This is a genomic window from Streptomyces sp. NPDC045968 (assembly GCF_056430475.1).
The window spans coordinates 375633-402100 of the sequence record NZ_JBWKLF010000004.1; the positions used below are offsets into that span (position 1 = coordinate 375633).

Genomic DNA, 26468 nt, shown 5'->3' on the forward strand with positions numbered 1-26468 from the left:
CAGGATCAGCACCCCCATCTCCCCCTGTACCCCCCTTTCTTCTTGCCCACCCACCCCCCCACCCCCCTCATGGCCCCCGCCCCTTGTCCCTCCTCCGCCCCCACTGCTTGGTGCACGTTGCGATGCGCTACGGGGTACTGCGCGCTGCGACTCGAAGGCGGGGCTGTGCGTACGCTCTGTACGCGCCGCCGGGCTGAGGCTCGCGGGGGGCGTCGGTCAGGCGCTGGCGTTACGCGCCCGGTTGCGAGCGGCACGGCGCTTCATCGCGCGGCGCTCGTCCTCGCTGAGGCCACCCCAGACGCCGGAGTCCTGGCCGGACTCGAGCGCCCACTGCAGGCACTGCTCCATGACGGGGCAGCGACGGCAGACGGCCTTGGCTTCCTCGATCTGCAGCAGCGCAGGACCGGTGTTGCCGATGGGGAAGAACAGCTCCGGGTCTTCCTCACGACAAACGGCGTTGTGACGCCAGTCCATGGCTGCTACCTCTCCTTGGTATTTCAAGCTTGTTGCTTGTGAATGTGAACGCTTTCACGAATCCCCCCGCAGACACAGGGCCGACTTCCAGATGAACTGGTTGTGGTCTTGTCAGTGAGGAGGGGTTCTGGCTCTCAGTGGAGGCCGGTGTTGCGGGCCGTCCCGATCGCCATGTAGAGATTCGCAAACCTCGGCGGCGGATACAACCCCTTCTGGAAAGTTTTTTTTGATTCCTCGGTGTCGGCTAGGTCACAGCCGTACTTCCATGGGGTGGGGGCCAGCCCAAACGTTCGAGTTAAAGGACTTTGGGCTCTTCTACTCACACAATCACACGCAGTGCACGGCGTACGCCTGTGAACGTCACGCTCGTACGCAGTCCGAGGTGGTCACCGTCCATCTGGAAGGGCAGTGGGGCCTTTGAATGCAAGGTGAAGTCGGTGAGGTCGTGAAGTGAAACCGCGTGCTTGCCGTGTGGACCCTTCTCCGGGCTCGACGTGAGCAACTGGGTCGCGTAACGGGCGACCGCGGGGGTGGAGAGACGCTTCAGACCGAGCACGTCCAGGGCCGTGTCGAAGGACGCCTTCGGAGAGGCGTACATCGGGCGATTGCCCAGGTAGGTCCAGGGGGCGGTGTTGCAGATTATGGACAGCGCGAGGTCCGTGACGGGGTCCTGCCCGGGCACGTCGAGCGTGATCAGTCCGTGCCGCCGGTGGGGCTCCTCCAGGAACTGGCGGACCACCTGACGCACATAGAGCGCGTGCGTGGAACGCTTGCCGCGTTCGCGTTTCTGTTCGACCCGGCCGATCACACCCGCGTCGAATCCGAGACCGGCACAGAAAGTGAACCAGCGTTCCGGCACGGACTCGTCCTCCGTGCCCGGTGTGCCGGCCGCGAGGCCCAGACCGACCGTGCGCTCACTGCGCTGCGCGAGGGCGTCCAGAATGGCGCCGGTGGCCTCCACGGCGTCGTTGGGGAGGCCCAGGGCGCGCGCGAAGACATTGGTGGAGCCGCCGGGGACCACGGCCAGGCTCGGCAGGTTGTCCACGTCGGGTCCCTTGTGCAGCAGCCCGTTCACGACCTCGTTGACCGTGCCGTCACCCCCGAGGGCGACCACCAGGTCGATGTCGTCGGAGTCCGCGGCCCGTCGGCCCAGGTCGCGGGCGTGCCCGCGGTACTCCGTGCTCACGGCTTCGATCTTCATCTCGCTCGCCAGAGCGTGAATCAGCACGTCGCGCGTCCGCGCACTGGTAGTGGTGGCAGCTGGGTTGACCACGAGGAGTGCGCGCATGTCCGCCAGACTACCTACCGCGAGGTACCGGCCAGAAGTCGCGCACCCCTGCGCTCACGCTCGGTGACGGGCGGTGAATGCCGGCGGCGCGCCAGGACCCCGGCTTCACTTCCGGCCGGGAAGGATGCCAACCTGCATAGCGTGAGCATTCAGGAGAACACGCCCTCTTCCCCGCCGCCGGCCGGGCCGGAGAAGCCGGGCAGGATCGCCGCCGTGGCCGGACTCAACGCCCTCGAAGGGGCGGCGCTGCTCGTCGGCGGGATCTACATGGTGGTCATGGGACTGCTCGGCCGGCCCGACAGCCCCCAGCAGGCGGAGATGGGCGGGCTCACGCTCGTCGCACTTGGCCTGATTCCGCTGGTCGCCGCGCGCGGGCTGCTGCTGCGGCGCAGCTGGAGCCGCGGGCCCGCGCTCATCACCCAGCTGATGGCGCTGCCGGTCGCCTGGACGCTGCTGCGCTCGCAGGGCGCGCTCATCCCCGCGGGCATCGCGCTCGCGGCCGTCGCCGTGACCGCGCTGGTGCTGCTGCTCAACCCGGCGACCACGCAGGCACTGGGCATCCGGGGGCCGCGTACGACCCCCGACGCCTGAGCCCCGGGACTCACTCCAGGCCGGGCCTACTCCTCGACGAGAAGGCGCTCGCGCAGCTGCGCGAGCGTGCGGGCCAGCAGGCGCGAGACGTGCATCTGCGAGATGCCGACCTCCTGCGCGATCTGCGACTGGGTCATGTTCCCGAAGAAGCGCAGCAGCAGAATGCGCTTCTCGCGCGGCGGAAGGTCCTCCAGCAGCGGCTTCAGCGACTCCCGGTACTCGACGCCCTCCAGCGCCTCGTCCTCCGAGCCCAGCGTGTCCGCGACCGCCGGGGACTCGTCGTCCGTGTCCGGGACGTCCAGCGACAGCGTGCTGTAGGCATTGGCCGATTCCAGGCCCTCCAGGACCTCTTCCTCGGAGATGCCCAGCCGCTCCGCCAGCTCGTGCACCGTCGGCGAACGGCCGTGCTGCTGGGAGAGCTCGGCGGTGGCCGTGGTCAGCGAGAGCCGGAGCTCCTGGAGGCGCCGCGGCACCCGTACGGCCCAGCCCTTGTCACGGAAGTGGCGCTTGATCTCCCCGACCACCGTCGGGGTCGCGTACGTCGAGAACTCCACGCCGCGGTCCGGGTCGAACCGGTCCACCGACTTGATCAGACCGATCGTGGCGACCTGGGTGAGATCGTCCAGCGGCTCGCCGCGGTTGCGGAACCGGCGGGCCAGGTGCTCCACGAGCGGCAGGTGCATCCGCACCAGCCGGTTGCGCAGCTCCGCCTTCTCGGGCGAGCCGTCGGGCAGCTCCCGCAGCTCGATGAAGAGTGCCCGCGCCGCGCTGCGGTCGCGTGGATCGTGATGCCCGTGCTCGCTCATCTGGACCGTCCGCTCTGCCTGCGACTGCTCCACCGCGGCCGTACGGCCTTGCGTCCCGTCCGCCCCGTCCTCCGGATGCGGCCTGGCCTGTTGCTCCGGGATGCCTGTCGCGCGCACCACCCCGGGGCGGATCGTCTCGTCCCGCACAGGTCCGTCCCCGTTCCCGTCGCTCACGCCGGCCCGGGTCCCGCGCCGCGCTGTTTGTAGAGGCTGATGCTGACCGTACGGTCATCCGCCACCGTGGAGTCGACTTTTCCGGCCAGTGCCGAGAGCACCGTCCAGGCGAAGGTGTCGCGCTCCGGGGCGCGGCCGTCCGTCGTGGGTGCCGACACCGTCACCTCGAGTGAGTCGTCGACGAGCCGGAACACGCAGCTGAGGACGGAACCCGGCACGGCCTGCTGAAGCAGGATCGCGCAGGCCTCGTCGACCGCGATACGAAGATCCTCGATCTCGTCGAGAGTGAAGTCCAAACGCGCTGCGAGACCGGCCGTGGCCGTTCGCAGCACCGACAGGTAGGCACCCGCAGCGGGCAGCCGGACCTCTACGAAGTCCTGATTCCCGGGCTCGCCTGCGATCTGGGACACCCTCACCTCCAAGGTGGCACAAACTCTTTCGAGGCTCCGGGAGGGTGGCCCGAAGCCATGCGGTCCGTCGTTGGTTCTTGGTTCGGCGACGCTATCGCGATCCATGATGCCGTGTCGCCGAGACCCCACCCGATGGTCGTCACTCATGGTAAGCCCATGAGTACGCACAGTGGCTAGGGGTCTGCGGCGGTCAATTGCGAAGAACCGGCGCCGGTTTGACGTACCCAGACGTCAGACGATCGAACCGTCCACGAAGCACCAACGCCAGCTCTCGCCCGCTTCGAAGCTCCGCATCACCGCGTGACCGGTCTCCTCGAAGTGTGCCGTCGCGTGCCGCAGCGGCGAGGAATCGCAGCATCCGACGTGCCCGCAGACGAGACAGAGCCGCAGTTGCACGGGGTGGCTGCCGACCGCCCGGCATTCCGTGCAGGTCTCACTGAGCGGGACGGGCTCGGGGTGCGGAAGTTCCTGAAGATGCGGGCACTCACTCATGATGTGCAGGTTACGACGGATGTGAGGACCGTGAGATGGACGCATTGCCGCTGGTGGCACTGGTCGCGGCCAGTGCCGCGGTGGCCGGGGCCGCACGCAGGACCCCCGTGCCCGCCCCGCTGCTGCTGGTCGTCGTGGGGCTGCTGGCCTCGTACCTGCCCGGTGTGCCGACGTACACCCTGGACGCGCACATCGTGCTGCCGCTGCTCCTGCCGCCGCTGCTCTACACGGCCGCGGTGGACAGCTCGTACCTCGATCTGCGGGCCAACGTCCGGCCGATCGCCCTGCTGTCGGTCGGGTACGTGCTCTTCGCCACACTCGCGGTCGGCTGGCTGGCCTATCTGCTGGTGCCCGGTCTCCCGCTGACCGCCGCCCTGGTGCTCGGCGCGGTGATCGCCCCGCCGGACGCCGTCACGGCCGCGGCGATCGCGCGCCGGGTGGGGCTGCCCGCCAGGGTGACCACGATCCTCCAGGGCGAGTCCCTGGTGAACGACGCCACCGCGATCACCGCCTTCAAGGTGGCCGTCGCCGCGGCCGTCGGCGAAGGCGTCAGCTGGGGCGCGGGGATCGGTGAGTTCCTGCTGGCCGCGGTCGGCGGGGTGGGAGTCGGTCTGCTGCTGATGGTGCCGCTGCACTGGCTCCGTACGCACCTGAAGGAAGCCCTGCTCCAGAACACCCTGTCCCTGCTGATCCCCTTCGTGGCCTACGCGGCGGCGGAGCGGGTGCACGCCTCCGGAGTCCTCGCGGTGGTCGTCGTCGCCCTGTACCTGGGACACCGCTCCTGGCAGGTCGACTTCGCGACGCGTCTCCAGGAGGCGGCGGTCTGGAAGATGGTCGCCTTCGTCCTGGAGTCCGTCGTCTTCACGCTGATCGGCCTGCAACTGTCCTTCGTACTGAAGGGCCTCGGAACGTACAGCGTGGGTGAGGCGCTCTGGTACGCCTTCGCCGTGTTCCTCGCCGTCGTCGTGGTGCGCTTCGTCTGGGTCTATCCGGCGACCTATCTGCCGCGGTGGCTGTTCAGACGCATCAGGGAGCGCGAGCCCGAGACCAACTGGACAGCGCCCCTGATCGTCGGCTGGGCGGGGATGCGGGGCGTCGTCTCGCTCGCCATCGCCTTCTCCATCCCGATGGCCTTGGACGACGGCGAGGACTTCCCGGCCCGCAACCTGGTGCTGTTCCTGACCTTCACGACCGTCATCGGCACCCTGGTCATCCAGGGCCTGACGCTGCCGCTCCTGGTGCGCGTGCTGAAGCTCCCGGGGCGGGACCTGCGGGCGGAGACGCTGGCCGAGGCGCAGGCCCAGAGCCAGGCGTCCACGGCCGCCGAGGCCCGCCTGGACGACATGCTCGCCGACCGGAGCAACTGTCTGCCCGGACCGCTCGCCGACCGGCTGCGCACGGTCCTGGAGCGCCGCCGCAACGCCGTCTGGGAGCGGCTCGGCGCGGCCAACCCGGTCACCGGGGAGTCCGCTGACGACACCTACCGGCGGCTCGCACGCGAGATGATCGACGCCGAACGCGAGGTGTTCGTCCGGCTGAGGGACGAGCGCCGCATCGACGACGAGATGATGCGCACGCTGCTGCGCCGGCTCGACCTGGAGGAGGCGGCGGCCTACCGCGAGACGGACGACGCCTAGAAGGGCGCGCCCGTGACGACGGCGGTCACGCGGGTGCCCGGGGCGAACGCGCCCTCCTCGGTGAGCGTGGTCAGCGCGTACAGGAGCTTGGCCACGTAGAGCCGCTCGACGCGCAGCCCGTGCCGGTCCTCGAAGTCGTCGGCGAAGGCGTGCAGCTCCGGGGGCGTACGGGCGTAGCCGCCGAAGTGGAACCGTTCGTCCAGCGACCACTGCCCTGCGGGCCCGCCGAACGCCTCCTGCTGCAACCTCCGTACCGACTCCCCGAGGAAGCCGCCGCGAAGGACCGGGACACCCAGGGCGCGCTGACCCGGCCCGAGACCGGCGGCGAGGCCGGCGAGGGTGCCGCCGGTCCCGCAGGCGACCGCGGCCACGTCGGTCAGGCCGCGCAGTTCGTGCCCGAGCGCTGTGCAGCCCTGTGCGGCCAGCGCGTTGCTGCCGCCCTCCGGGATGACACTGCACTCCCCGAAGAGGCTCAGCAGCCCGCCCAGGACGTCAGGATCGGTCTTCGAGCGGTACGTGGCCCGGTCCACGAAGTGCAGACGCATGCCGTCGGCCGCGCACTGGGCGAGTGACGGGTTGAGCGGCCGGTGCGCCAGCTCGTCGCCGCGCACCACGCCGACGGTGCGGAAGCCGAGCAGCCGCCCGGCGGCGGCCGTGGCGCGCAGGTGGTTGGAGTAGGCGCCGCCGAAGGTCAGCACGGTACGGCCGGCGGCGGAGGCCAGGTTCAGCGAGAGCTTCCGCCATTTGTTGCCCGGCAGATCGGGATGGATCAGGTCGTCGCGCTTGAGCAGCAGCTGTACGCCCCGGCGCGCGAAGCGCTCGTCCCCGGCCTGCACGAGCGGTGAGGGGAGGGCCGGTCGCAGCCGGGGCGTACCGGGTGTTTCAGGGGGCACACGTGCATTGTCCCGCAGCGGGTCACTTCAGGCGTTCGTGGATACGGGCCCGCATGGAGGTCATGGAGAAGCCGCGCGGGTCGACCTTGCCGGGCTGCCACTCCCGGTGGCCGATCACCGACGGGGCACCCCAGTGGTGATAGCGGCAGACCGCTGCCGCCGCCCGTTCGATGGCTTCGAGCTGGACGGCGGGCCAGGGGTCCTTGCCGTCGCCGAGGTTCTCGCACTCGAATCCGTAGAAGTACCGGTTCCCGTCGGTGTTGGCCTCGTTGTCCGAGGGAAGACGTTTCTCTGCGATGACGGCACGCAGGACCTCGTCGTCGCCGAGACCGGCGTGGTTGGCGCGCCCGTAGCCGACCAGGTGGACCCGGCCGTCCTTGGCGATCACGCCGTGGCAGAGCGGGCCCGGGAGGCTCGCGTAGCCGTCACGGCAGATCTCGACCGTGCGGGCGGTGCCCTTGGTCACCGTGTGATGGATCATCACGCCGTGCACCGGCCCCCAGGGGCCCTTGTGGTTGCGGTTGTGGGTACGCCAGTCGCCGACCTGGACGACAGTGAGCCCTTCGTCCTTCAGGGCGTTGAGGAAGCTGCTCGCGGACATGGGTGAGGACATGGCCGACTCCTTTTGCGCATGGGGGGAGAGTGCCGTACAGGGCTTGTACCCGAACCGGGCCCGGCGGACCATCTGTTCGGACAGCGTGCGAGCCGATTCGGACAGAATCCGCGAGCAGCCTGCGGAATCGCCCCGTCCGTGCTCAGCCCTGGGCGAGCCACAGGTCGGGTCCGAACACCTCGTAGTGGATGTCCGCCGCGGGAAGCCCCTTGGTCAGCAGCTGGGCGCGGACGGTGCGCATGAACGGCAGCGGGCCGCAGAGGTACGCGTGGGTGCCGGCGGGGACCGCGAGCTCCGTCAGGTCGACCAGGCCCGTGCGGTCGGCGGGGTGACCGGGCCCGGGGTTCTCGTACCAGAAGTGCGCGGCCGCGTCGGGGAGTCGGCCGGTGAGCAGGGCGTGCTCGGACCGCATCGCGTGGGTGGCGGGGGACCGGTCGCCGTGCACGACCGTGACGGGTGCACGGTGACCGGTGGACGCCAGGTGGTCCAGCATCGACAGCATCGGGGTGCAGCCGATACCCGCCGAGGCGAGGAGCAGCGGGGCGTCGATGGCGTCGAGCACCAGGTCCCCGTAGGGGACGGAGACGCGCAGCCGGTCACCGGGCCGGGTGTGGGCGTGCAGGTGCCGCGAGACCTCACCCTCGGGGGAGTCACCGCCGCGCACCCTCTTGACGGTGATCGAGCGCAGCGGTGAACCCGGGGCGCACGACAGGCTGTACTGGCGTATCTGCCGGGCTCCGTCGGGGAGTTCCACCTGTACGGAGACGTACTGGCCGGGCCGGAAGGCGGGTGCGGGCGCGCCGTCGGCGGGACGGATGCGGAAGGTGACGACCTCCTCGGTCTCCTCGGTCCGCCCGACCACCTCCCACGCGCGCCAGACGTCCCCCGCCACGACGCCCTGCTGGGCGTACAGCCGTCCCTCGACGGCGACCAGGGCGTTGGCCATCAGCCAGTAGACCTCGTCCCAGGCGGCTGCGACCTCCGGGGTGACCGCTTCGCCGAGCACCTCGGCGATGGCGGCGAAGAGGTGGGTGTGCACGACCTTGTACTGCGCCGCCGTCACGCCGAGCGAGGCGTGCTTGTGGGCGATGCGGCTCAGCATCACGTCCGGCCGGGTGTCCGGGTGCTCGACGAGGTGCGTGGCGAAGGCGGCGATCGATCCGGCGAGCGCCTGGCGCTGCGCGCCGGACGCCTGGTTGCCCCGGTTGAAGAGGTCACGCAGCAGATCCGGGTGGGCGTCGAACAGCTTCCGGTAGAAGAGGTCCGCGATGTCTCCGACGGCCGCTCCCACAGCGGGCAGCGTGGCGCGGACGGTGACGGTCGACGTGTCGGAGAGCATCGGTGAACTCCTGGGTGCGGGGTCTGAAGTGGGGGAGGCGGAGTGTCAGTCCCGGACCGGGCCGCTGCTGATGCCGATCAGCAGCGGTCCGGTGGGCGTGGAGACGAGTTCGGTCACGGTGAGCGGGTCGAGCGAGGCGTAGAAGGCCTCCTGTGCCCGGCGAAGGGCGCCGCGCAGCACGCAGGCCGAGCGGAGCGGGCACGGGGCGCCGCCCTCGCACTCGACCACGTCGTCAGGGCCCTCCAGCTCCCGTACGAGCGCGCCGATGGACGCCGTACGTCCGGTTTCCGTGAGGGCGAGACCACCGCCCCTGCCGCGCCGTGCGTCGACCAGGCCGAGGTGCTGGAGCCTGGCGACCACCTTGGTGGCGTGGGTGTACGGGACCCGCATGGTGTCCGCCACCTCGCGGGTGGTCGGCGGGTCGTCGGTCTCCGCGACGGCCAGCCGCATGAGAACGCGCAGGGCCACGTCGGTGAATCTCGTCAGCCGCATGGCGCTCACGCTAGATAACTTGCATCTCAGATGCAAGTTAAAAGGGACGCGCGGCGACGGTACGCAACATGCCCCGCCGAAGGGGGATTAGTCGCACTCTTTTGTGTAATGGCGCGTCGACCGCTCCTGCTGAAAGGCTTTTTCGCACAGGTCAGCCCTTATCGAGAGGACCGTCAGATGTCCGTTGGTGAAGAGGTTCGCGACACGCAGGTCCCGCCGCAGCAGAGTCTGGGCACGGCGGCCGCGCGGAACCTCGCGACGACCACCAAGTCCGCGCCGCAGATGCAGGAGATCACCTCGCGGTGGCTGCTGCGCATGCTGCCGTGGGTGCAGGTACAGGGCGGTACGTACAGGGTGAACCGCCGGCTGAGCTACTCCGTCGGTGACGGCCGTGTGACCTTTGTGCAGACCGGCGACCGGGTCACGGTGATCCCCGCCGAGCTCGGTGAACTGCCCGCGCTGCGCGAGTTCGGCGACGAGGAGGTGCTGGCCGAACTGGCACGGCGGTGCGAGCAGCGTGACGTCGAGCCGGGGGAGGTGCTCGCAGCCTCCGGGGACGCGGCGGACCGGGTCTTCCTGCTCGCGCACGGCAAGGTCGAGAAGATCGGCTCCGGGCTCTACGGGGACGAGACGGTACTCGGCGTCCTCGCGGACGGCGCCTATTTCGGCGACCATTCCCTGATCGACGGCGACGCCAACTGGGAGTACACGGCCAGGGCCGTCACCGCCTGCACCCTGCTCACCTTGCGACGCTCCGACGTGCTCAACCTCGCGGCCCGCGCCGACTCGCTCCGCGACCACCTCGCGGGGCTGCTCTCCATCCCGCACCAGCGCACCAACCACTACGGCGAGGCGGCGATCGACCTCTCCGCCGGCCATGTCGGGGAGCCGGTCGTCCCGCACACGTTCGTCGACTACGACTCGGCGCCGCGGGAGTACGAGCTGAGCGTCGCCCAGACCGTGCTGAAGGTCCACAGCAGGGTCGCCGACCTCTACAACCAGCCGATGAACCAGACCGAGCAGCAGTTGCGGCTCACGGTGGAGGCGCTGCGCGAGCGCCAGGAGCACGAGCTCATCAACAACCGGGAGTTCGGACTGCTCAACAACTGCGACTACGGCCAGCGCATCCAGCCGCACGACGGGGCCCCCGGCCCCGACGACATGGACGAGCTGCTGTCCCGCCGGCGCGGTTCGAAGCTCTTCCTCGCCCACCCGCGGGCCATCGCCGCCTTCGGCCGTGAGTGCAACAAGCGCGGTCTGGTGCCGGAGAGCGTGGAGATCGGCGGACACCACGTGCCGGCCTGGCGCGGGGTGCCGATCTTCCCGTCCAACAAGATCCCCGTCACCGACGCCCGCACCACGTCCATCATCTGCATGAGGACCGGCGAAGCCGAACAGGGCGTCGTCGGACTCCAGCAGAGCGGCATCCCGGACGAGATCGAGCCGAGCCTGTCGGTCCGCTTCATGGGCATCGACGAGCAGGCGATCATCTCGTACCTCGTCACGGCCTACTACTCCGCGGCCATCCTCGTGCCGGACGCCCTCGGCGTGCTGGAGAACGTCGAGGTCAGCCGCTGGCGGTGACCCCTGGGAGGGCCCGGACGGGGGCGTCCGGGCCCTCCACCCCGCCACACCGCACACATCCACCGAGGTGCCCGGCCGCGGCGGCGGCCGGGCACCCGGTGGAGCCCGATGGGCGACTCAAGAGGAGAGACCGTGACCATGACGAGTACGGACGCCGCGACGGAAGGCCATGAGGCCGCAGTCCTCCTGGAGCGCACCCGCAGCGCCGTCGATCCGCATCTGCGCTCAGCCGTGGAGTCGTTGCCCGGTGGCATACGGCGGGTCGCGATGTACCACTTCGGCTGGGAGAACGCGGACGGCAGTCCCGCCTCGGGACAGGCGGGCAAGGCCATCAGACCCGCGCTCGTACTCGCCGCCGCACGCGCGATGGGAGGGGACCCGGACCGTGCCGTGAGAGCCGCCGTCGCCGTGGAGCTGGCGCACAACTTCACCCTGCTCCACGACGATGTGATCGACGAGGACGCCACCCGCCGTCACCGGCCCACCGCCTGGGCGGTCTTCGGTGTCCCGGACGCCGTCATCACGGGCGACGCCATGCTCGCTCTCGCCCAGCGACTGCTGGCGGACGATCCGCACCCGGCCTCCGCGAGGGCCTCGGCGCGGCTCTCCACCTGCGTCATCGAGCTCTGTGCCGGGCAGCAGGCCGACTGTGCCTTCGAGGAGCGCGGACCGGACGACGTCTCGCTGGACGAGTGCCTCACCATGGCGACGGCCAAGACCGGTGCGCTGCTGGGCTGTGCCTGTGCCCTCGGCGCGCTCTACGCGGGGGCGGACGAGCGGGCGGTCGGTGGCATGGACGGCTTCGGCCGCGAGGCGGGACTCGCCTTCCAGCTCATCGACGACCTGATCGGCATCTGGGGCGACACGGCCCGTACGGGGAAGCCCGTCGGCGCGGACCTGGTCGCCCACAAGAAGTCGCTTCCGGTGGTGGCCGCGCTCACCTCCGGCACTCCGGCCGCCGCCGAACTGGCCGCGCTCTACCGGGGCCCCATGACGACCCCCGGCGAGGTGAGCCGGGCGGCCGACGCGGTGGACCGGGCCGGCGGGCGGGACTGGGCGCAGATCTGTGCGGGGGACCGGATGGCGCGGGCCGTCCACCATCTCTCGCGGGCGGTTCCCGATCTGGCCTCGGCCGGGGACCTGCTGGCCCTCGCGGAGTTCGTCACCCGCCGGACGCACTGACCTCGCGCAACCGCCTGGCCGGCCCAACTCTAGGATGCGGCGGGACGGTTGAGGTCGGACGGGACGGGGCGGGAGCCGGGCATGGGCGTACGAATGCGGCAGGCGGACGAGCGGGACCGGGATCAGGTCGCGAGGATTCTGGACGAGGCGTTCCACAACGACCCCGTGAGCAGCTGGGTCTTCCCGGACGAGGAGCACCGCCGTGCGGTGCACGGCAGGTTCCTCGGCGTCTTCGTCGACGCCGCGCTCGACGAGGGCCACATCGATCTGCTGGAGGACGGCACGGCCGCCGCCCTGTGGCTGACAGTGCCCGCGGGGGCGCCCGAGGAGGAGGACCCCACCCCCGCGCTGATGCGGGAGACCGCCGACCCCGACAACGAAAGGGCCGAACTGGTAGGGAGGCTGACGGGCGCCGTCCATCCGCACGACCGCGCCCATGAGTACCTGCTGATGATCGGGGTGTCCCCCGAGCGCCAGGGGGAGGGTCTCGGGGCCGCCCTGATCGAGGAGGTCCTTCAGCGGTGCGACCGCGAGGGGGTCCCGGCCTATCTGGAGGCGAGCAGCGAGCGGAGCCGCGGGCTCTACGAGCGGCTGGGCTTCACCTTCATGGGCCGGACGGTCGATCTGCCCGACGGGCCGTCGATGTGGCCCATGTGGCGTGAACCCCGGCCCGCCTGAAGACCCGCCTGAAGTCCCGCCCAGCGACCGCCCGAAGACCCGCCCGGCAACGCGCCCGACGGCCCGCCCGGCGGAAGTCGGGACCGGTCGGCCGGACCGCAGGTCGGCGCCGCCGGGAAGGAAGCGGAGGGTGCCACCGAGGCGGCGCCGGATACGGGCTACAGTCCCTGCTCATGACAGATGAGTCGTGGGCAGGCTGGTACCGGGACCGTCACGGCTCCGCTGCCGTCATTCTCACCACGGACGGACAACAACTCCGCATCCGGATCAGAGGTGTGGACTTCGAGGGCGAGAGCTTCGACGGCCTCGGTCCCGTGGCCGGCGTTCCGCCGGAGGGTGCGGAGTTCACCCTGGCGGACGGCGTGCTCGACGACTGCGTACTGGAGTGGGATCTCCCGCTCCCGGTCCTCGTGACCGGCACTCTCCGGCAGGCCACGCTCAGCTGCCTGCTGTCGCTGCGCCGCTCCGACCCGGACCTGGCGCTCGCGCTGCATCTGGACGGCGCGGTGTACGAATCGGCCCGCGCCGCAGGTGACTTCGCGGCGGCCCTCGCCACCATCCAGCGCGTCCTCCCGGAGGGGATTCGCCTCCAGACCTGTATCGCCTGCGCGTTCTCCGACTACTTCCCCGTGCCGGTCCGCGGACTCTCCGGTGCTCTTGCCTGCTTCCGCGAGGTCAAGGACGAGTACCGCGGCGCCGCGGACGGCGGAGACGTCGCCGAGCTGTGGGACCGGCGTACCGGCTTCGTCCAGGAGATCTGGAGCTGCCGGGAGTTCGAGGCCCGGCCGGCGGAAGGGGCGGGCACCGGGCACCGGGGCGCGTTCCCCCTGGAGCACGCCTGATCCGGACGAGGAGCGCGCCAGGGCCTGGACGCGCTCCCGCCCACGAGGGGCCGCTCCCGACCAGGAGAGGCCCCTCGCGTCAGGACGACGGCGAGGCCGTCAGAGCAACGGCGAGGCCGTCAGGACCACGGCGCGGCCGTCAGGACGCGTCGGCCAGAGCGGCCGCGAAGCCGTTCTGCCAGAGGTAGTTCACCCGCGAGCGCTCCGTGGCGTTCGGATAGGCGTTGGTGCACGACGTGCCGGGGCCGCCGCCGGACATCAGCTCGCTGCACGGCCCGGTGTAGTGGTCCGGAAGGCCGAGCACGTGCCCGGTCTCGTGGGCCGTGACGCGCGTCGAGTTGTACTGCTGGTTCTGCCGGTAGTCCAGGAAGATGTAGCCGCTGCCGTGACCGTCGGTGCTCGCGTACGAACCTCGGGAGTCATTGCCCTCGTAGTACGCGAAGTCGGCGTTCGAGCCCTCCTGGAGCTGGACGTTGGAGACCGAGCCGTTCCAGATCCGGGTGCTGGTGGCTATCTGGTTGCGGAAGGTCGGCGCGTTGGCGGCGCTGTAGACGACCGTGACCGAAGCGGCGCCCGGGTTGGCGGCCCGCTTCTCGGCGACGGACTTCATGACGGCCTCGAAGAACGCCCGGTTCGCGGCGGCGTTCTCACTCGATCCGGCGTACGCGGCGTAACCCTGCGCAGCCGTCGACGAGGTGGTGGTGGGGGGAGCGGCGGCGGTCGCGGGAGTCGTGCCCAGGGCGGCGACGAGGCCGAGGCCGAGGCCGACGGCAGCCGATGCGAAGGAGGTGCGGAGGTGTCTCATGGGGGGCTCTCCTAGCTGTCCGATGAACCCGTCCGCTGAATTGGCGTCCGGCACATCGTCAGGCCGGCCAGGAGGGCGAACCTGTCCGGTGTGCGGACTCGGTACGGGTGCGGTACGGAGAGAGTGTGGAGGCACGCGGGGCCAGTGCGGATGATGTCAACCGGCGATAGCACCGCCCTATCGTCCGCACACCGACCCCACACGACCTCCGCCGGGCCGTCGCCCCAACAGTCGCTGAATTGCCGCCCTTTGGTGCGGTTGGGACGTCTGGTGCGACCTGGCGCGGCCGCCCTACCCTCACAGCATGGAGCTTGAGGTGAGGCACCTCAGGGCGCTCTGCGCCATCGCCGACACGGGAAGCCTGCACCGCGCGGCCCGGCAGCTCGGCGTCAGCCAGCCCTCCCTGACGACTCAGCTGCGGCGGATCGAGAACACCCTCGGCGCCGAACTGTTCCGCCGCGAACGCACCGGTTGCCGGCCGACCCCGCTGGGCCGGTCCGTCCTCAGCCGTGCCCGCCCCCTCGTCGACGGCATGAGCGCACTCGTCAGCGAAGCCCTGGCGGAAGCCGACGCGGCCAGGGAGGGCGGCCCGCTCCTGCGCATCGGCTCCACCGCGAGCCGTGTCATCGGCGGCTGGCTGCGCGGACTCCGGGCCGGGCTGCCCGGCACCGACATCTCGCTGCGCGTCGACGTCTCCGCCCACGCCCTGCTCCGCAGCGTCGAGGCGGGCCGCCTCGACGTCGCCTTCGTGCACGAGGTGGAGGGCTGTCCGCTCGCCGTTCCGGACGGTCTGCGCCAGCACGTGCTCCTCGACCGGGAACCGCAGTTCATCTCGCTGGCCCGGGACCACCCGGCGGCCGCCTGCCCGGTCGTGGACCTCGGGGACCTGGCCGCCGACCGGTGGATGGTCGACCCCACGGTGGACGGCGAGTGGGACGGCGTACGGAGAGTCCTCGGCGCCGCCGGGCTCGATCCGCCCGTCCTGCACGGCGACTACCTCACCGCCGCCTCCCTCGTCGTCATCGGTGAGGTGGTCGCCCCCTGCCAGCCCACCTCCGGGCCGCGCGAGGACATGGCGATCCGCCCGATCCGCGACGACCCCCTCGGCGTACGCCTGCTGCTGGTCTCCCGGCCGGAAACCGACACGGCCGTGGTGTACGGCGAACTGGAGGCGGCCTACCGTGAAGCGGCCCGGCGGGCGGCCTCCTACCACCAGTGGCTCGTGCGCCACCGCAGCCCGCTCGCCCGCGCGCACTGACACACGGCCGCGGACCTGCGCGGCGCCCGGTTCCCTACGGCACGAACCGTCGTGCGACACGCGGATTCTGCCCGTAGCGAGGCACCGTTCCCAACCGGCCGCCCGCCCCGCAGAGTCGCCGTATGAAGCTCTTGATACTGGGTGGTACGGAATTCGTCGGACGCGCCGTCACCGAAGAGGCGCTGGACCGGGGGTGGCAGGTCACGGTGTTCCACCGGGGGCATCACGCGCCGCCGCCCGGCGCGGCGGTCCTGACCGGCGACCGCACCACGGAGGGCGGCCTGGCGGCGCTGGCCGAGGGGAGCTGGGACCTGGTCGTCGACACCTGGAGCGGCGCCCCCTCGGCCGTCCGGGACGCCGCCCGGCTGCTGGCCGGGCGGGCGGGGCATTACACGTACGTGTCCAGCCGTTCGGTGTACGACTACCCCGCCCCGGCCGGTCTCGCGGAGGACGGCCCCCTGGTGGACGGTGCCTCGCCCGACGCCGGCGGAGACGTCTCGTACGCCCTGGCCAAGCGGGGCGGCGAACTGGCCGCGCTCGATGCGTTCGGTGACCGCGCCCTGCTGGCGCGGGCCGGGCTCATCATCGGTCCGGGCGAGAACATCGGCCGACTGCCCTGGTGGCTGGGACGGATCGCCCGCGGCGGCCCGGTGATCGCACCGGGGCCCCGGGATGCCGGCCTCCAGTACATCGACGCCCGCGACCTGGCGAGCTGGCTCCTGGACGCCGCGGCGAACGGCCTGCACGGCCCGTACAACACCGTCAGTCATCCCGGCCACACCACCATGGGCGAGCTGCTCGACACCTGTGTACGGGTCACGGGCTCCGATGCCGACCTGCGGTGGACCGACCCCGGCACGCTGCTCGCGGCGGGCGTCGAGCCCTGGAGCGACCTGCCGGTCTGGCTGCCCGCCGGGGAGCTGTACGACACCCTGCACCAGGGCGATGTCACCAAGGCGCACGCGGCCGGACTGCGCTGCCGGCCGGTGGGCGAGACGGTCGCCGACACCTGGACGTGGCTGGTCGAGCAGGGCGGCACGGCGCCGCAGCGGCCGGACCGCCCGCAGGTCGGCCTCGACCCGCGACTGGAGACGAGGCTCCTGGCCGGCTGAGCGGGCGGGCCGGGCGGGCGACGGGACGGGCCGGCCGGGGGCCGACGGAGGGGCATTCGCCGCGGCGCGCAGCCCGCGTCGCGGCGCGGGCGTCGGCGGGCCGCTAGCGTGGCCCGATGGCCCCACCGTCTCAGCACCTGCTGCACCTCACCGAAGCACCCCTCTGGGAGGCCGCCCGCGAAACCGGGACGTACGAGATGTCCACGCGCGGCCGGACCCTCCAGGAGGAGGGCTTCATCCACTGTTCGCTGCCCCATCAGCTCGCCGGCGTGGCCAAGGCGCTGTACGGGGACGATGGCGAGGACCTGGTGGTGCTGGTCATCGACACCGGCCGGCTCACGGCGCCCGTGCGGTACGAGGCGATGGCGCCCGGTGGCGTGGAGTTCCCGCACCTCTACGGGCCGCTCCCGGTGGACGCGGTCGTGGACGTGCTCCCCTGGCAAGGAAAGGACAACGACCTCCAGTGAACGGCCCCCTCATCGCGGTGACCGGTGCGAGCGGCGCGGTCGGCGGACGGGTGGCGAGACGGCTCGCCCGGACCGGCGTCCCCGTCCGGCTCCTCGGCCGCGACCCGTCCAGGCTGCCCGACCTGCCCGGCGCCGACGCGGCCCCGGCCGCCCCCTACGGCGACGGCGAGGCGATGCGCCGCGCCCTCGACGGAGCGCACACGCTCTTCCTCGTCTCCGCGCACGAGAGCCCGGACCGTGTACGCGAACACACCACGGCCGTGGACGCCGCGGTGGCGGTGGGCGTCGAACGGATCGTGTACGTGTCGTTCCTCGGCGCGGCCCCCGACGCGACGTTCACCTTCGCGCGCGACCACTGGCACACCGAGGCGCACATCCGGGTGGCCGATGTGCGCCACACCTTCCTGCGCGACAGCTGGTATCTCGCCGCGCTCCCGGCGATGACGAGCGCGGACGGCGTCCTGCGGGGCCCGGGCGGCGACGGCCGGGTGGCGGCGGTCGCGCACGAGGACATCGCCGACGCCGCCGCGGCCGTACTGCTCGACGAGGGCACCACCCACGACGGCGCCGTCCACGACCTCACGGGACCCGAGGCGTTCACGCTCGCCGAGGCGGCGGAAGAACTCGCCCGCCGCACCGGCCGGCCGGTCCGGTACGTCCCCGAGACCACGCAGGAGGCGTACGCCTCCCGTGCCTCGTACGGTGCCGAGGACTGGGAAGTGGCCGGCTGGGTGACCTCGTACGAGGCGATCGCGGCCGGCGAGATGGCCACGGTCTCGGACGCCGTGCCGGCCCTCACCGGCCACCCCGCCAAGAGCTTCGCCACCTATCTGGACGAGAACCCGGACAGCTACCGGCACTTGCTGGTCAACGGCTGACGGCCGTCCTCTCGCGGCGGGGCCCCGACCGGACTCATGCGTGCCCGGTCACCCCGTCGGCGTAACACGGAAGGGCCCAACCGCCTGAAGCGGTTGGGCCCTTCCGGCATCCCGATCGACCTGCGGCGGAGCCGCGGGGTTCAGGGGAAGGTGATCAAGCCTTCTTCGTCTCCTTGAAGATGGCGTCGATCTGGGCAATCAGGTCCAGAGCCTTCTGGCCCGTCGCCGGGTCGTTCGAGCCCTTGGCCGCGGAGAGCGCCTTCAGGGTGTCGTTGACCAGCTGGTGCAGCTCCGGGTACTTCTCGAAGTGCGGGGGCTTGAAGTAGTCGCTCCAGAGCACCGAGACGTGGTGCTTCGCGAGCTCGGCGCGCTGTTCCTTGATCAGGATGGCGCGCGTGCGGAAGTCCGCGTCCTCGTTGGCCTGGTACTTCTCCTGGACGGCCTTGACGGACTCCGCCTCGATGCGGGCCTGGGCCGGGTCATACACACCGCAGGGCAGGTCGCAGTGTGCGCTGACCTTCACCTTGGGGGCAAACAGGCGGGAAAGCATGGAGCTGTCCTTCCTCGTGATCGTCTTCTCAGGTGGGACATTACTCCGTGAGACCCGGGTTTTTGCGGGTGCCCCCATGGGCTTAGGCCAAAAGTCCAGGGTGAGGATGGGACCAGTGGCCGAATGTACGGAGCGCCGTGCGTGGCGTGTACTGGAGGACGGACCGGGAGGTGCCAGGGAGATGCCGGGGCTGACACAGGGGCCGGGGCGAGGACGGGCCGCGCGGGCGCGGTTCCAGGTGGTCGAGGTGACGGGGCCTTCGATGGTGCCGACGCTCTACCACGGGGACTGGCTGCTCGTGCAGTTCGGAGCGCCGGTGCGTCCGGGGGACGTGGTGATCCTGCGGCATCCGTTCCAGCAGGATCTGCTGGTCGTGAAGCGTGCCGCCGAGCGCCGCGGGGCAGGCTGGTGGGTGCTCGGTGACAACACGTTCGCGGGCGGGGACAGCACCGACTACGGGGCGGTGCCCGAGGAGCTGGTGCTGGCCCGGGCGCGGGCCCGGTTCCGGCCGCTGAAGAAGGATCAGAGGTCGGTGCTCCGCGTGCTGGGCTGGGCGGCGTCCGCGCTGAGGCCCGTATCCGCCGACCGTTCGGTCTCCAGGCGTTTGCGGGCCCGGTAGGCGGCCACGTTGGCCCGGGTCGCGCAGCGGTCCGAGCAGTAGCGCCGTGACCGGTTGGTCGAGGTGTCGAGGTAGGCGTTGCGGCACGGTACGGCCTCGCACAGGCCGAGCCGGTCGACGCCGTGCGAGGTGAGGTGGAAGGCGAGGCCCATCACCGCGATCGCGGCGTAACCGGCCGTCGCGTTCGAGGGATGGTCGGCCAGATGCATGTGCCAGTCCGGCTTGCCGTCCTCGTCCCGGGTGTCGTGGCCGGAGATCTGCGGGCTCACCGGGAACTCCAGCAGCAGTGAGTTGAGCAGGTCCACCGCGAGGGTCTCGTCGCCGCCGTCGGCCGCCTCGAAGACCGCGCGCAGCCGTGCCCGTACGGACCGGAACCGGGTCACGTCCGCGTCGGTGGCGCGCCGGGCGGCCTGGGCGTTCGCGCCGAAGAGCTCACGGACGGCATCGACCGAGGTGAGGCCGTCCTTGTTGCGGGCCGGCTCCTCGGTGTTGACCAGGCGCACGGCGTAGTCCGAGTAATAGGCCAGTTCCACTTGTAGTCCTTACGGCGTCGGTCTAAGGTCGATGCATCGAGACCAGTGTAATAGGTGGTCGCGGCAATTGGGTATTACGTGGAGGTTCGGGTGACGGAAACAGTGATGGGTGCCGACTGGCCGGCATGGCAGGCGAGCTGGGACCGGCAGCAGGAGTGGTACATGCCGGACCGCGAGGAGCGGTTCCGGGTGATGCTGGACATGGTCGAGGCCGTGGTGGGGCCCGAGCCGCGCGTACTCGACCTGGCGTGCGGTACGGGAAGTATCACGGACCGGCTCCTCAAGCGGTTCCCGAAGGCGACCAGTACGGGCGTCGACCTCGACCCCGCGCTGCTCGCGATCGCCCGTGGCACCTTCGAGGGCGACGACCGGGTCACCTTCGTCACCGCCGACCTGAAGGACCCCGCCTGGGCGGAGCGGCTCCCCTTCGACTCCTACGATGCCGTCCTGACCGCCACGGCACTGCACTGGCTGCACAGCGAACCGCTGGCCGCACTGTACGGGCGCATCGGGCAACTCGTCCGCGACGGCGGCCTGTTCATGAACGCGGACCGGATGATCGACGCCGGGACCCCGCGTATCAACGCGGCCGAACGCGCCCACCGCCACGCCGGGATGGACCGCGCCAAGGCGGCGGGCGTCCTCGACTGGGCCGACTGGTGGGCCCTCGCCGCCAAGGACCCGGTGCTCGCCGGACCCACCGCCGAGCGGTTCGCGATCTACGGGGAGCACGCCGACGGCGACATGCCGTCCGCACAGTGGCACGCCCGCACCCTGATCGAAGCCGGGTTCGCGGAGGCCCGCCCGGTCTGGGCCTCGCCGTCGGACAGCCTGGTGCTCGCCGTCAAGTAGGGGCGGAGAGGGGCGGTGCGGGCACCGCTCTCAGGGTCCGCTTCTCAGGACGCCGGCGCTCAGCCGTGAGCAGCTGCGCACGGTGATGCTGAGCCCCGAGCTGGTGCCGGAGCAGGAGAAGAGGCGGGGGTACGGGGAAGGGGCGGTACGGACGTCGAGTCCGTACCGCCCCTCCTCGTACCGGCTAGAGCACCTTGGACAGGAACGACTTCGTCCGGTCGTGCTGCGGGTTGGTCAGTACGTCGCGCGGGTGGCCGGACTCGACCACCACGCCGTCGTCCATGAAGACCAGCGCGTCGCCGACCTCGCGGGCGAAGCCCATCTCGTGCGTGACGACGATCATCGTCATGCCGTCCTCGGCCAGACCGCGCATGACGTCCAGGACGTCACCGACCAGCTCCGGGTCGAGCGCGGACGTCGGCTCGTCGAAGAGCATCAGCTTCGGCTCCATGGCCAGCGCGCGGGCGATGGCCACCCGCTGCTGCTGTCCGCCGGAGAGCTGCGACGGGTAGTTCTTGGCCTTGTCCGAGAGGCCGACCCGGTCCAGCAGGCTGAGGGCGCGCTCGCGGGCGACGGACCTCGACTCGCCCTTGACCTGGACCGGCGCCTCCATGACGTTCTCCATCGCCGTCATGTGGGGGAACAGGTTGAAGCGCTGGAAGACCATGCCGATGTCACGGCGCTTCAGAGCGACTTCGCTGTCCTTGAGCTCGTAGAGCTTGTCGCCCTTCTGGCGGTAGCCGACGAGCTCGCCGTCGACGTACAGCCGGCCGGCGGTGACCTGCTCCAGGTGGTTGATGCACCGGAGGAAGGTCGACTTGCCGGAGCCGGAGGGGCCGATGAGGCAGAAGACCTCGCCCTTGGCCACCTCCAGGTCGATGCCCTTGAGGATGTGCGCGGCGCCGAAGGACTTGTGTACGCCCTCGGCCTTCACCATGGCGGTCATGCCATGCCTCCCTTCGGGCGGCCCAGGGACAGGACGTTGGCCCGGATCTTCTGCAGCGGTGTCGGCGGCAGGGTCCGGCTCGAACCCCGTGCGTAGTACCGCTCCAGGTAGTACTGGCCGACGCTCAGTACCGAGGTCATGATCAAGTACCAGGCCGCGGCGAGGAAGTACATCTCCACCGGGGCGCCGGATGTCTGCCCGATGTCCTGGGCGTACCGGAACAGTTCGGTGAACTGCACGGCGGCGACCAGTGAGGTCGTCTTGAGCATGTTGATGACTTCGTTGCCCGTCGGCGGCACGATCACGCGCATCGCCTGCGGGACCACGATGCGGCGCAGGGTCTTGCTGTGGCTCATGCCCAGCGCCTGCGAGGCCTCCGTCTGGCCCTCGTCGACCGAGAGCAGACCCGCACGGCAGATCTCGGCCATGTACGCGGCCTCGTTGAGGCCCAGACCGAGCAGCGCGGTCAGCAGCGGCGTCATGAACGACGCCCACTCGTCCTTGTAGACCGGCCCGAGGTTGATGTACTCGAAGACCAGTCCCAGGTTGAACCAGACGAACAGCTGGACCAGGACCGGGGTGCCGCGGAAGAACCAGATGTAGAACCACGCGATGGACGAGGTCACCGGGTTCTTCGACAGGCGCATGACGGCCAGCAGGATGCCGCCGACCACGCCGATCACCATCGACAGGGCGGTCAGCAGCAGAGTCTGCCCGACACCCCTGAGGATGCGGTCGTCGAAGAAGTAGTCCGGGATCGCGTCCCAGTTGATCTTGCCCTGGGAGAAGGCGTAGACGATCGCCGCGAACGCGACGATCGCGATCGTCGCGGAGAGGTAGCGCCCGTAGTGCCGGACCGGGATGGCCTTGATGGCCTCCGGTCCGCCTGCCGGGGTGGGGGGAGTGGGCGGCTCGTCGGCCGGGCCCGTCTTCTTGATGTCAGTCACAGGTGATGCCTTTCAGCGCCGGTCCGGGTCAGGAGCCGCCGTTGATCTTGGCCTCGGTGACCGCGCCGGCGTCGACGCCCCACTTGGCGATGATCTTCTCGTACTCGCCGTTCTTGATGATCGCGTCGAGGGCCGCCTGGACGGCCTTGGTGAGCTTGTCGTTGCCCTTCGCGACCGCAATGCCGTACGGGGCGGCCTCGACCTGGTCGCCGACGATCTCGAAGTCCTTGCCGCCGCCCGAGGTCTTCACCGCGTACGCGGCGACCGGGAAGTCCGAGGAGCCGGCGTCGGCGCCGCCGCCGCGCAGCCGGGTCTGGGCCTCCAGGTCGGTGTCGAACGCCTCGATGGCGATCTTCTTGCCGCCGGTGCACTTCTTGGTCTCCGACTTGGCGAGGTCGTGCGAGACGGTGCCGCGCTGGACGGCGATCTTCTTGCCGCAGAGGTCGGCCCAGGTGCTGATGCCCTGGGTGTCGCCCTTCTTGGTGTAGATCGACACGCCGGCGGTGAAGTAGTCGACGAAGTCGACGCCCTCGCCGACCTTCTTGCCGGTCTCCGAGTCGACGCCGTTCTGGCGGTCCTTGGTGTCCGTCATGGCCGACATCGCGAGGTCGTAACGCTTCGAGCGCAGACCCGTGATCAGCGTGTCGAAGGTGCCGTTCTCGAACTGGAACTTCACGCCGAGCTGCTTGCCCAGTGCGGCGCCGAGATCGGGGTCGATGCCGACGACCTTGCCGGAATTGTCCTTGAATTCAACCGGCGGGTACGCAATGTCCGAACCGACCTTGACGACGCCCTTGTCCTTGATGTCCTGCGGGAGGAGATCGGCGAGGGGGGCGTCCTTGGTCGCGGACGTCTCGGAGCTCTTGGTGCCGCTGTCGGTCTGGTCGCCGCACGCGGTCAGCAGCATGGTGCCGGCGACCGCGATGGCGCCGACCGCTGCAATCCGGGACTTAGCGGTCGTGCGACGAGTGGTGCTTGCGGTCATGGTGGGGTCCTCCGGCGTGGTGAGGGTGAGCTGCCAGGTGGGTGCGAACGTCCTGTCGGGTGTCGCCGCCCTGTGTGATTCAGGCATCTTGCCATTCGGACTAGCCCATTCAGGGTGCCGGGCATGTCAAAATCGGATAACGGGCCACCCCCGTACCTCAACAGGCCGGTACATCAAGGCCGGACCTTCTGTTGGAATTCCGTCTTTCGACCGGAGAATCTCCGGCGTGTCTCGACTGCTGGACGACGTTTATGCCGCTGAGTGGACTTGTCCCGATATTCGACTATGAGTCATGTCACCGCGTGGATACCGACTCGTCCGAGGTGCGGTTCATCCGGTAAGAAAGACGTTTACACCCCTCATCCGGGGCTCAGGGCGCGTGTGCGGCGCGCCCGCGCGTATGTACCTCCCCTGGCGGAACGGGCCACCCGTTCGGTGCCAGGCACGTACGCGGTCCCCGCCCACCCCTCCTCAACCAGGAGTGGCCACCCTCAAACGATGAAGACTTAAGGGGTCAATACCATGGCAGCGGAGATCGTCAATCCTCGCAGCGACAGCAAGACGCACGGTGCGGCCAGTGCGGACAACGACATCAGCGGTACGGGCAGCCTGACCGGCGCTCCGGACGAGCCCTTCGATCCGGCGTTCGCCCTGCACCGCGGCGGCAAGATGGCCATCCAGGCCACCGTCCCCCTGCGGGACAAGGACGACCTGTCCCTCGCGTACACGCCCGGCGTGGCCAAGGTGTGCAGCGCCATCGCCGAGAACCCGGAGCTCGTCAACGACTACACCTGGAAGTCGCAGGTCGTGGCGGTCGTGACGGACGGCACCGCGGTCCTCGGCCTCGGGGACATCGGTCCCGAGGCGTCCCTCCCCGTGATGGAGGGCAAGGCGATCCTGTTCAAGCAGTTCGGCGGCGTCGACGCGGTCCCGATCGCGCTCGCCACGACGGACGCGGACGAGATCGTCGAGACCGTCGTGCGGCTCGCGCCGTCCTTCGGCGGGGTCAACCTGGAGGACATCTCCGCGCCCCGCTGCTTCGAGATCGAGCGCAAGCTCCAGGAGCGCCTGGACATCCCGGTCTTCCACGACGACCAGCACGGCACCGCCGTCGTGACGCTCGCGGCCCTGCGTAACGCCGCGAAGCTCTCCGGCCGGACCCTGGGTGACCTGCGCGGCGTCATCTCCGGCGCCGGAGCGGCCGGAGTGGCCATCGCCAAGTTCCTGCTGGAGGCGGGCATCGGTGACATCGCCGTCGCCGACCGCAAGGGCATCGTCAGCCGGGACCGCGAGGACCTGACGGACGTGAAGCGCGAGCTCGCCGAGATCACCAACAAGGCGGGCATCTCCGGCCCGCTGGAGACGGCGCTGGCCGGCGCCGACGTCTTCATCGGCGTCTCCGGCGGCACGGTGCCCGAGCCGGCCGTCGCCTCGATGGCTCCCGGTGCGTTCGTCTTCGCGATGGCGAACCCGACGCCCGAGGTCCACCCCGACATCGCGCACAAGTACGCGGCCGTGGTGGCGACCGGGCGTTCGGACTACCCCAACCAGATCAACAACGTGCTGGCCTTCCCGGGCATCTTCGCGGGCGCGCTCCAGGTCCGGGCCTCCCGGATCACGGAGGGCATGAAGATCGCCGCGGCGAACGCGCTGGCGGATGTCGTGGGTGACGAGCTCGCGGCGGACTACGTGATTCCGTCGCCGTTCGACGAGCGGGTCGCGCCTGCGGTCACCGCGGCTGTTGCCGCGGCCGCGCGGGCCGAGGGCGTCGCTCGGCGCTGAGTCAGTGGGCGGGTGGGGCGGGGTGGGGCGGTGCGCCTGCGGCGCGCCTGTTCCCCACCCCGCCCCTTCCCGTACCCGGGGCTCCGCCCCGGGCCCCGGCCCTCGAACGCCGGACGGGCCGGGATGTCCGGGCCGGCTGGGATGTGCCGGGCCGTGTGTGAAGCCCCCGCCCGCGCGGTGAGGGTCACACCCCTGGCCGGTTACGCCGCGACGCGCTCCGCCCTATCGTCAGGGCCATGTTCGCCGCCTACGCCGCACGTATCGACCGCGACCAGCCCCTCAACGGACTCGAGCTGGGTGAACGCCCCGCGCCCGAGGCGCGTCCCGGCTGGACCACCGTCAATGTCAGGGCCGCCTCCCTCAACCACCACGACCTCTGGTCCCTGCGGGGCGTCGGCCTCGCCGAGGACAAGCTGCCGATGATCCTCGGCTGCGACGCCGCGGGAATCGACCAGGACGGCAACGAGGTCGTCCTGCACTCCGTCATCGGCCAGACGGGGCACGGAGTCGGTGCGAACGAGCCGCGCTCCATCCTCACCGAGCGCTATCAGGGCACCTTCGCCGAGCAGGTCACCGTTCCGTCCTGGAACGTGCTGGCGAAGCCCAAGGAGCTCTCCTTCGAAGAGGCCGCCTGTCTGCCGACCGCCTGGCTCACCGCGTACCGGATGCTCTTCACCAACGCCGGGGTGCGTCCCGGTGACTCCGTGCTCGTCCAGGGCGCGGGCGGTGGCGTCGCCACCGCGGCGATCGTCCTCGGCAAGGCGGCCGGGCTGCGGGTCTACGCCACCAGCCGCGACGAGGCCAAGCGCAAGCGGGCCGTCGAACTCGGTGCCGTCGAGGCGTTCGAGTCCGGTGCCCGTCTCCCGCACCGCGTGGACGCGGTCATCGAGACGGTGGGCGCTGCCACGTGGTCGCACTCGGTGAAGTCCCTGCGGCCCGGCGGGACCCTGGTCATCTCCGGCGCCACCAGCGGTGACCGCCCCGCGCACGCCGAGCTGACCCGGATCTTCTTCCTGGAGCTGAAGGTCGTCGGCTCGACGATGGGCTCGAAGGAGGAGCTGGAGAGCCTGCTGTCGTTCTGTGCGGCGACCGGTGTGCGGCCCGTGATCGACGAGGTGCTGCCGCTCGACCGGGCCCGGGAAGGGTTCGAACGGCTGGCCTCCGGTGACCAGTTCGGGAAGATCGTGCTGACGTCCTCCTGAGGCCCCCCTGACGTCCTCCCGGCACCTTCTCCGGCCG

At 70.5% G+C, this 26468-nt stretch carries 29 protein-coding genes; 14 read left to right on the top strand and 15 right to left on the bottom strand.

Annotation, left to right across the window (positions count from 1 at the left end; translation table 11 throughout):
• Positions 1-216: 216 nt before the first annotated feature.
• On the bottom strand, positions 217-474 hold the full coding sequence (locus AC07FA_RS14555; protein ID WP_003953983.1) for a WhiB family transcriptional regulator: 258 nt from the start codon (positions 472-474) through the stop codon (positions 217-219).
• Between the two features lie 319 nt (positions 475-793).
• The gene (locus AC07FA_RS14560) at positions 794-1762 is read right to left on the bottom strand and encodes a diacylglycerol/lipid kinase family protein (protein WP_479075622.1); all 969 of its coding nucleotides are present in this window, start codon (positions 1760-1762) and stop codon (positions 794-796) included.
• Positions 1763-1975: 213 nt separating this feature from the next.
• On the opposite strand from AC07FA_RS14560, the gene AC07FA_RS14565 reads away from it, so the two are divergent.
• Entirely contained in the window at positions 1976-2353 is a 378-nt protein-coding gene (locus tag AC07FA_RS14565; RefSeq protein WP_479075942.1) for a hypothetical protein, read from the top strand.
• A 26-nt stretch (positions 2354-2379) separates the two neighbouring features.
• On the opposite strand, the gene AC07FA_RS14570 is transcribed toward AC07FA_RS14565, so the two are convergent.
• From AC07FA_RS14570 to AC07FA_RS14580, 3 genes are all read right to left on the bottom strand, one after another.
• On the bottom strand, positions 2380-3333 hold the full coding sequence (locus tag AC07FA_RS14570; protein ID WP_479075623.1) for an RNA polymerase sigma factor SigF: 954 nt from the start codon (positions 3331-3333) through the stop codon (positions 2380-2382).
• Positions 3330-3743 (bottom strand): ATP-binding protein, encoded by a 414-nt coding sequence (locus tag AC07FA_RS14575; protein ID WP_003966375.1) that lies wholly within the window; start codon positions 3741-3743, stop codon positions 3330-3332. The genes AC07FA_RS14570 and AC07FA_RS14575 overlap by 4 nt, the downstream gene beginning before the upstream one ends.
• A gap of 231 nt (positions 3744-3974) precedes the next feature.
• On the bottom strand, positions 3975-4235 hold the full coding sequence (locus tag AC07FA_RS14580; RefSeq protein WP_479075625.1) for a UBP-type zinc finger domain-containing protein: 261 nt from the start codon (positions 4233-4235) through the stop codon (positions 3975-3977).
• A gap of 35 nt (positions 4236-4270) precedes the next feature.
• Between AC07FA_RS14580 and AC07FA_RS14585 the strand changes: the two genes are divergently transcribed.
• The gene (locus AC07FA_RS14585) at positions 4271-5872 is read left to right on the top strand and encodes a Na+/H+ antiporter (RefSeq protein ID WP_479075626.1); all 1602 of its coding nucleotides are present in this window, start codon (positions 4271-4273) and stop codon (positions 5870-5872) included.
• Here the strand turns inward: AC07FA_RS14585 and AC07FA_RS14590 are convergent.
• From AC07FA_RS14590 to AC07FA_RS14605, 4 genes are all read right to left on the bottom strand, one after another.
• A complete protein-coding gene (locus AC07FA_RS14590; protein ID WP_479075628.1) occupies positions 5869-6765 on the bottom strand; it encodes a 1-aminocyclopropane-1-carboxylate deaminase/D-cysteine desulfhydrase in 897 nt (298 codons plus the stop codon). The genes AC07FA_RS14585 and AC07FA_RS14590 overlap by 4 nt on opposite strands.
• A gap of 22 nt (positions 6766-6787) precedes the next feature.
• Complete coding sequence (locus AC07FA_RS14595; protein ID WP_479075630.1) at positions 6788-7378, bottom strand: N-acetylmuramoyl-L-alanine amidase; 591 nt, start codon at positions 7376-7378, stop codon at positions 6788-6790.
• A 142-nt stretch (positions 7379-7520) separates the two neighbouring features.
• A complete protein-coding gene (locus tag AC07FA_RS14600) occupies positions 7521-8717 on the bottom strand; it encodes a globin domain-containing protein (protein WP_479075631.1) in 1197 nt (398 codons plus the stop codon).
• A 45-nt stretch (positions 8718-8762) separates the two neighbouring features.
• Entirely contained in the window at positions 8763-9209 is a 447-nt protein-coding gene (locus AC07FA_RS14605; RefSeq protein WP_479075633.1) for an RrF2 family transcriptional regulator, read from the bottom strand.
• A 177-nt stretch (positions 9210-9386) separates the two neighbouring features.
• Here AC07FA_RS14605 and AC07FA_RS14610 point away from each other — a divergent pair, with 177 nt between their 5' ends.
• The 4 genes from AC07FA_RS14610 (at position 9387) to AC07FA_RS14625 (ending at position 13495) form a co-directional block, all read left to right on the top strand.
• Positions 9387-10793, top strand: a complete 1407-nt coding sequence (locus AC07FA_RS14610; RefSeq protein WP_479075635.1) for a family 2B encapsulin nanocompartment shell protein — start codon at positions 9387-9389, stop codon at positions 10791-10793.
• 138 nt (positions 10794-10931) lie between these two features.
• Complete coding sequence (locus tag AC07FA_RS14615; RefSeq protein WP_479075636.1) at positions 10932-11975, top strand: family 2 encapsulin nanocompartment cargo protein polyprenyl transferase; 1044 nt, start codon at positions 10932-10934, stop codon at positions 11973-11975.
• 81 nt (positions 11976-12056) lie between these two features.
• The gene (locus tag AC07FA_RS14620; RefSeq protein ID WP_479075637.1) at positions 12057-12653 is read left to right on the top strand and encodes a GNAT family N-acetyltransferase; all 597 of its coding nucleotides are present in this window, start codon (positions 12057-12059) and stop codon (positions 12651-12653) included.
• Positions 12654-12826: 173 nt separating this feature from the next.
• Entirely contained in the window at positions 12827-13495 is a 669-nt protein-coding gene (locus tag AC07FA_RS14625) for a DUF6304 family protein (RefSeq protein WP_479075638.1), read from the top strand.
• Positions 13496-13634: 139 nt separating this feature from the next.
• Here AC07FA_RS14625 and snpA read toward each other — a convergent pair whose 3' ends face one another.
• Positions 13635-14300, bottom strand: a complete 666-nt coding sequence (gene snpA / locus AC07FA_RS14630) for a snapalysin (RefSeq protein WP_479075639.1) — start codon at positions 14298-14300, stop codon at positions 13635-13637.
• 304 nt (positions 14301-14604) lie between these two features.
• Between snpA and AC07FA_RS14635 the strand changes: the two genes are divergently transcribed.
• The 4 genes from AC07FA_RS14635 (at position 14605) to AC07FA_RS14650 (ending at position 18015) form a co-directional block, all read left to right on the top strand.
• Positions 14605-15558, top strand: a complete 954-nt coding sequence (locus AC07FA_RS14635; RefSeq protein ID WP_479075640.1) for a LysR family transcriptional regulator — start codon at positions 14605-14607, stop codon at positions 15556-15558.
• 122 nt (positions 15559-15680) lie between these two features.
• Positions 15681-16670 carry an NAD-dependent epimerase/dehydratase family protein gene (locus AC07FA_RS14640; protein WP_479075642.1) on the top strand — a complete coding sequence of 330 codons (990 nt, stop codon included), beginning with the start codon at positions 15681-15683 and terminating at the stop codon, positions 16668-16670.
• Positions 16671-16786: 116 nt separating this feature from the next.
• A complete protein-coding gene (locus tag AC07FA_RS14645) occupies positions 16787-17137 on the top strand; it encodes a DUF952 domain-containing protein (RefSeq protein ID WP_479075644.1) in 351 nt (116 codons plus the stop codon).
• Positions 17134-18015, top strand: coding sequence for an NmrA family NAD(P)-binding protein (locus AC07FA_RS14650; protein ID WP_479075645.1), 882 nt, complete (start codon positions 17134-17136; stop codon positions 18013-18015). Before AC07FA_RS14645 ends, AC07FA_RS14650 begins: the two co-directional genes overlap by 4 nt.
• Before the next feature lie 154 nt (positions 18016-18169).
• On the opposite strand, the gene sodN is transcribed toward AC07FA_RS14650, so the two are convergent.
• A complete protein-coding gene (gene sodN, locus AC07FA_RS14655; RefSeq protein WP_479075646.1) occupies positions 18170-18565 on the bottom strand; it encodes a superoxide dismutase, Ni in 396 nt (131 codons plus the stop codon).
• A 181-nt stretch (positions 18566-18746) separates the two neighbouring features.
• Between sodN and sodX the strand changes: the two genes are divergently transcribed.
• Positions 18747-19184 carry a nickel-type superoxide dismutase maturation protease gene (gene sodX, locus AC07FA_RS14660; protein ID WP_479075648.1) on the top strand — a complete coding sequence of 146 codons (438 nt, stop codon included), beginning with the start codon at positions 18747-18749 and terminating at the stop codon, positions 19182-19184.
• Here sodX and AC07FA_RS14665 read toward each other — a convergent pair.
• On the bottom strand, positions 19088-19717 hold the full coding sequence (locus AC07FA_RS14665; protein WP_479075650.1) for a CGNR zinc finger domain-containing protein: 630 nt from the start codon (positions 19715-19717) through the stop codon (positions 19088-19090). The two genes, sodX and AC07FA_RS14665, sit on opposite strands and share 97 nt — an antisense overlap.
• A gap of 90 nt (positions 19718-19807) precedes the next feature.
• Here AC07FA_RS14665 and AC07FA_RS14670 point away from each other — a divergent pair, with 90 nt between their 5' ends.
• On the top strand, positions 19808-20569 hold the full coding sequence (locus tag AC07FA_RS14670; RefSeq protein WP_479075651.1) for a class I SAM-dependent methyltransferase: 762 nt from the start codon (positions 19808-19810) through the stop codon (positions 20567-20569).
• A 184-nt stretch (positions 20570-20753) separates the two neighbouring features.
• Here the strand turns inward: AC07FA_RS14670 and AC07FA_RS14675 are convergent, their stop codons facing one another.
• The 3 genes from AC07FA_RS14675 to AC07FA_RS14685 are packed head-to-tail and all read right to left on the bottom strand — an operon-like array spanning position 20754 to position 23447.
• Positions 20754-21515 (bottom strand): amino acid ABC transporter ATP-binding protein, encoded by a 762-nt coding sequence (locus AC07FA_RS14675; RefSeq protein ID WP_479075653.1) that lies wholly within the window; start codon positions 21513-21515, stop codon positions 20754-20756.
• Positions 21512-22462, bottom strand: a complete 951-nt coding sequence (locus AC07FA_RS14680; protein ID WP_479075655.1) for an amino acid ABC transporter permease — start codon at positions 22460-22462, stop codon at positions 21512-21514. Before AC07FA_RS14680 ends, AC07FA_RS14675 begins: the two co-directional genes overlap by 4 nt.
• A gap of 28 nt (positions 22463-22490) precedes the next feature.
• Positions 22491-23447: an ABC transporter substrate-binding protein gene (locus tag AC07FA_RS14685; RefSeq protein ID WP_479075656.1), complete on the bottom strand. Its 957-nt coding sequence runs from the start codon at positions 23445-23447 to the stop codon at positions 22491-22493.
• Positions 23448-23969: 522 nt separating this feature from the next.
• Between AC07FA_RS14685 and AC07FA_RS14690 the strand changes: the two genes are divergently transcribed.
• Both AC07FA_RS14690 and AC07FA_RS14695 read left to right on the top strand, forming a co-directional pair.
• Complete coding sequence (locus AC07FA_RS14690; protein ID WP_479075658.1) at positions 23970-25229, top strand: NAD(P)-dependent malic enzyme; 1260 nt, start codon at positions 23970-23972, stop codon at positions 25227-25229.
• A gap of 236 nt (positions 25230-25465) precedes the next feature.
• Positions 25466-26431, top strand: a complete 966-nt coding sequence (locus tag AC07FA_RS14695) for a zinc-binding dehydrogenase (RefSeq protein ID WP_479075659.1) — start codon at positions 25466-25468, stop codon at positions 26429-26431.
• The last annotated feature ends 37 nt before the right edge of the window (positions 26432-26468 follow it).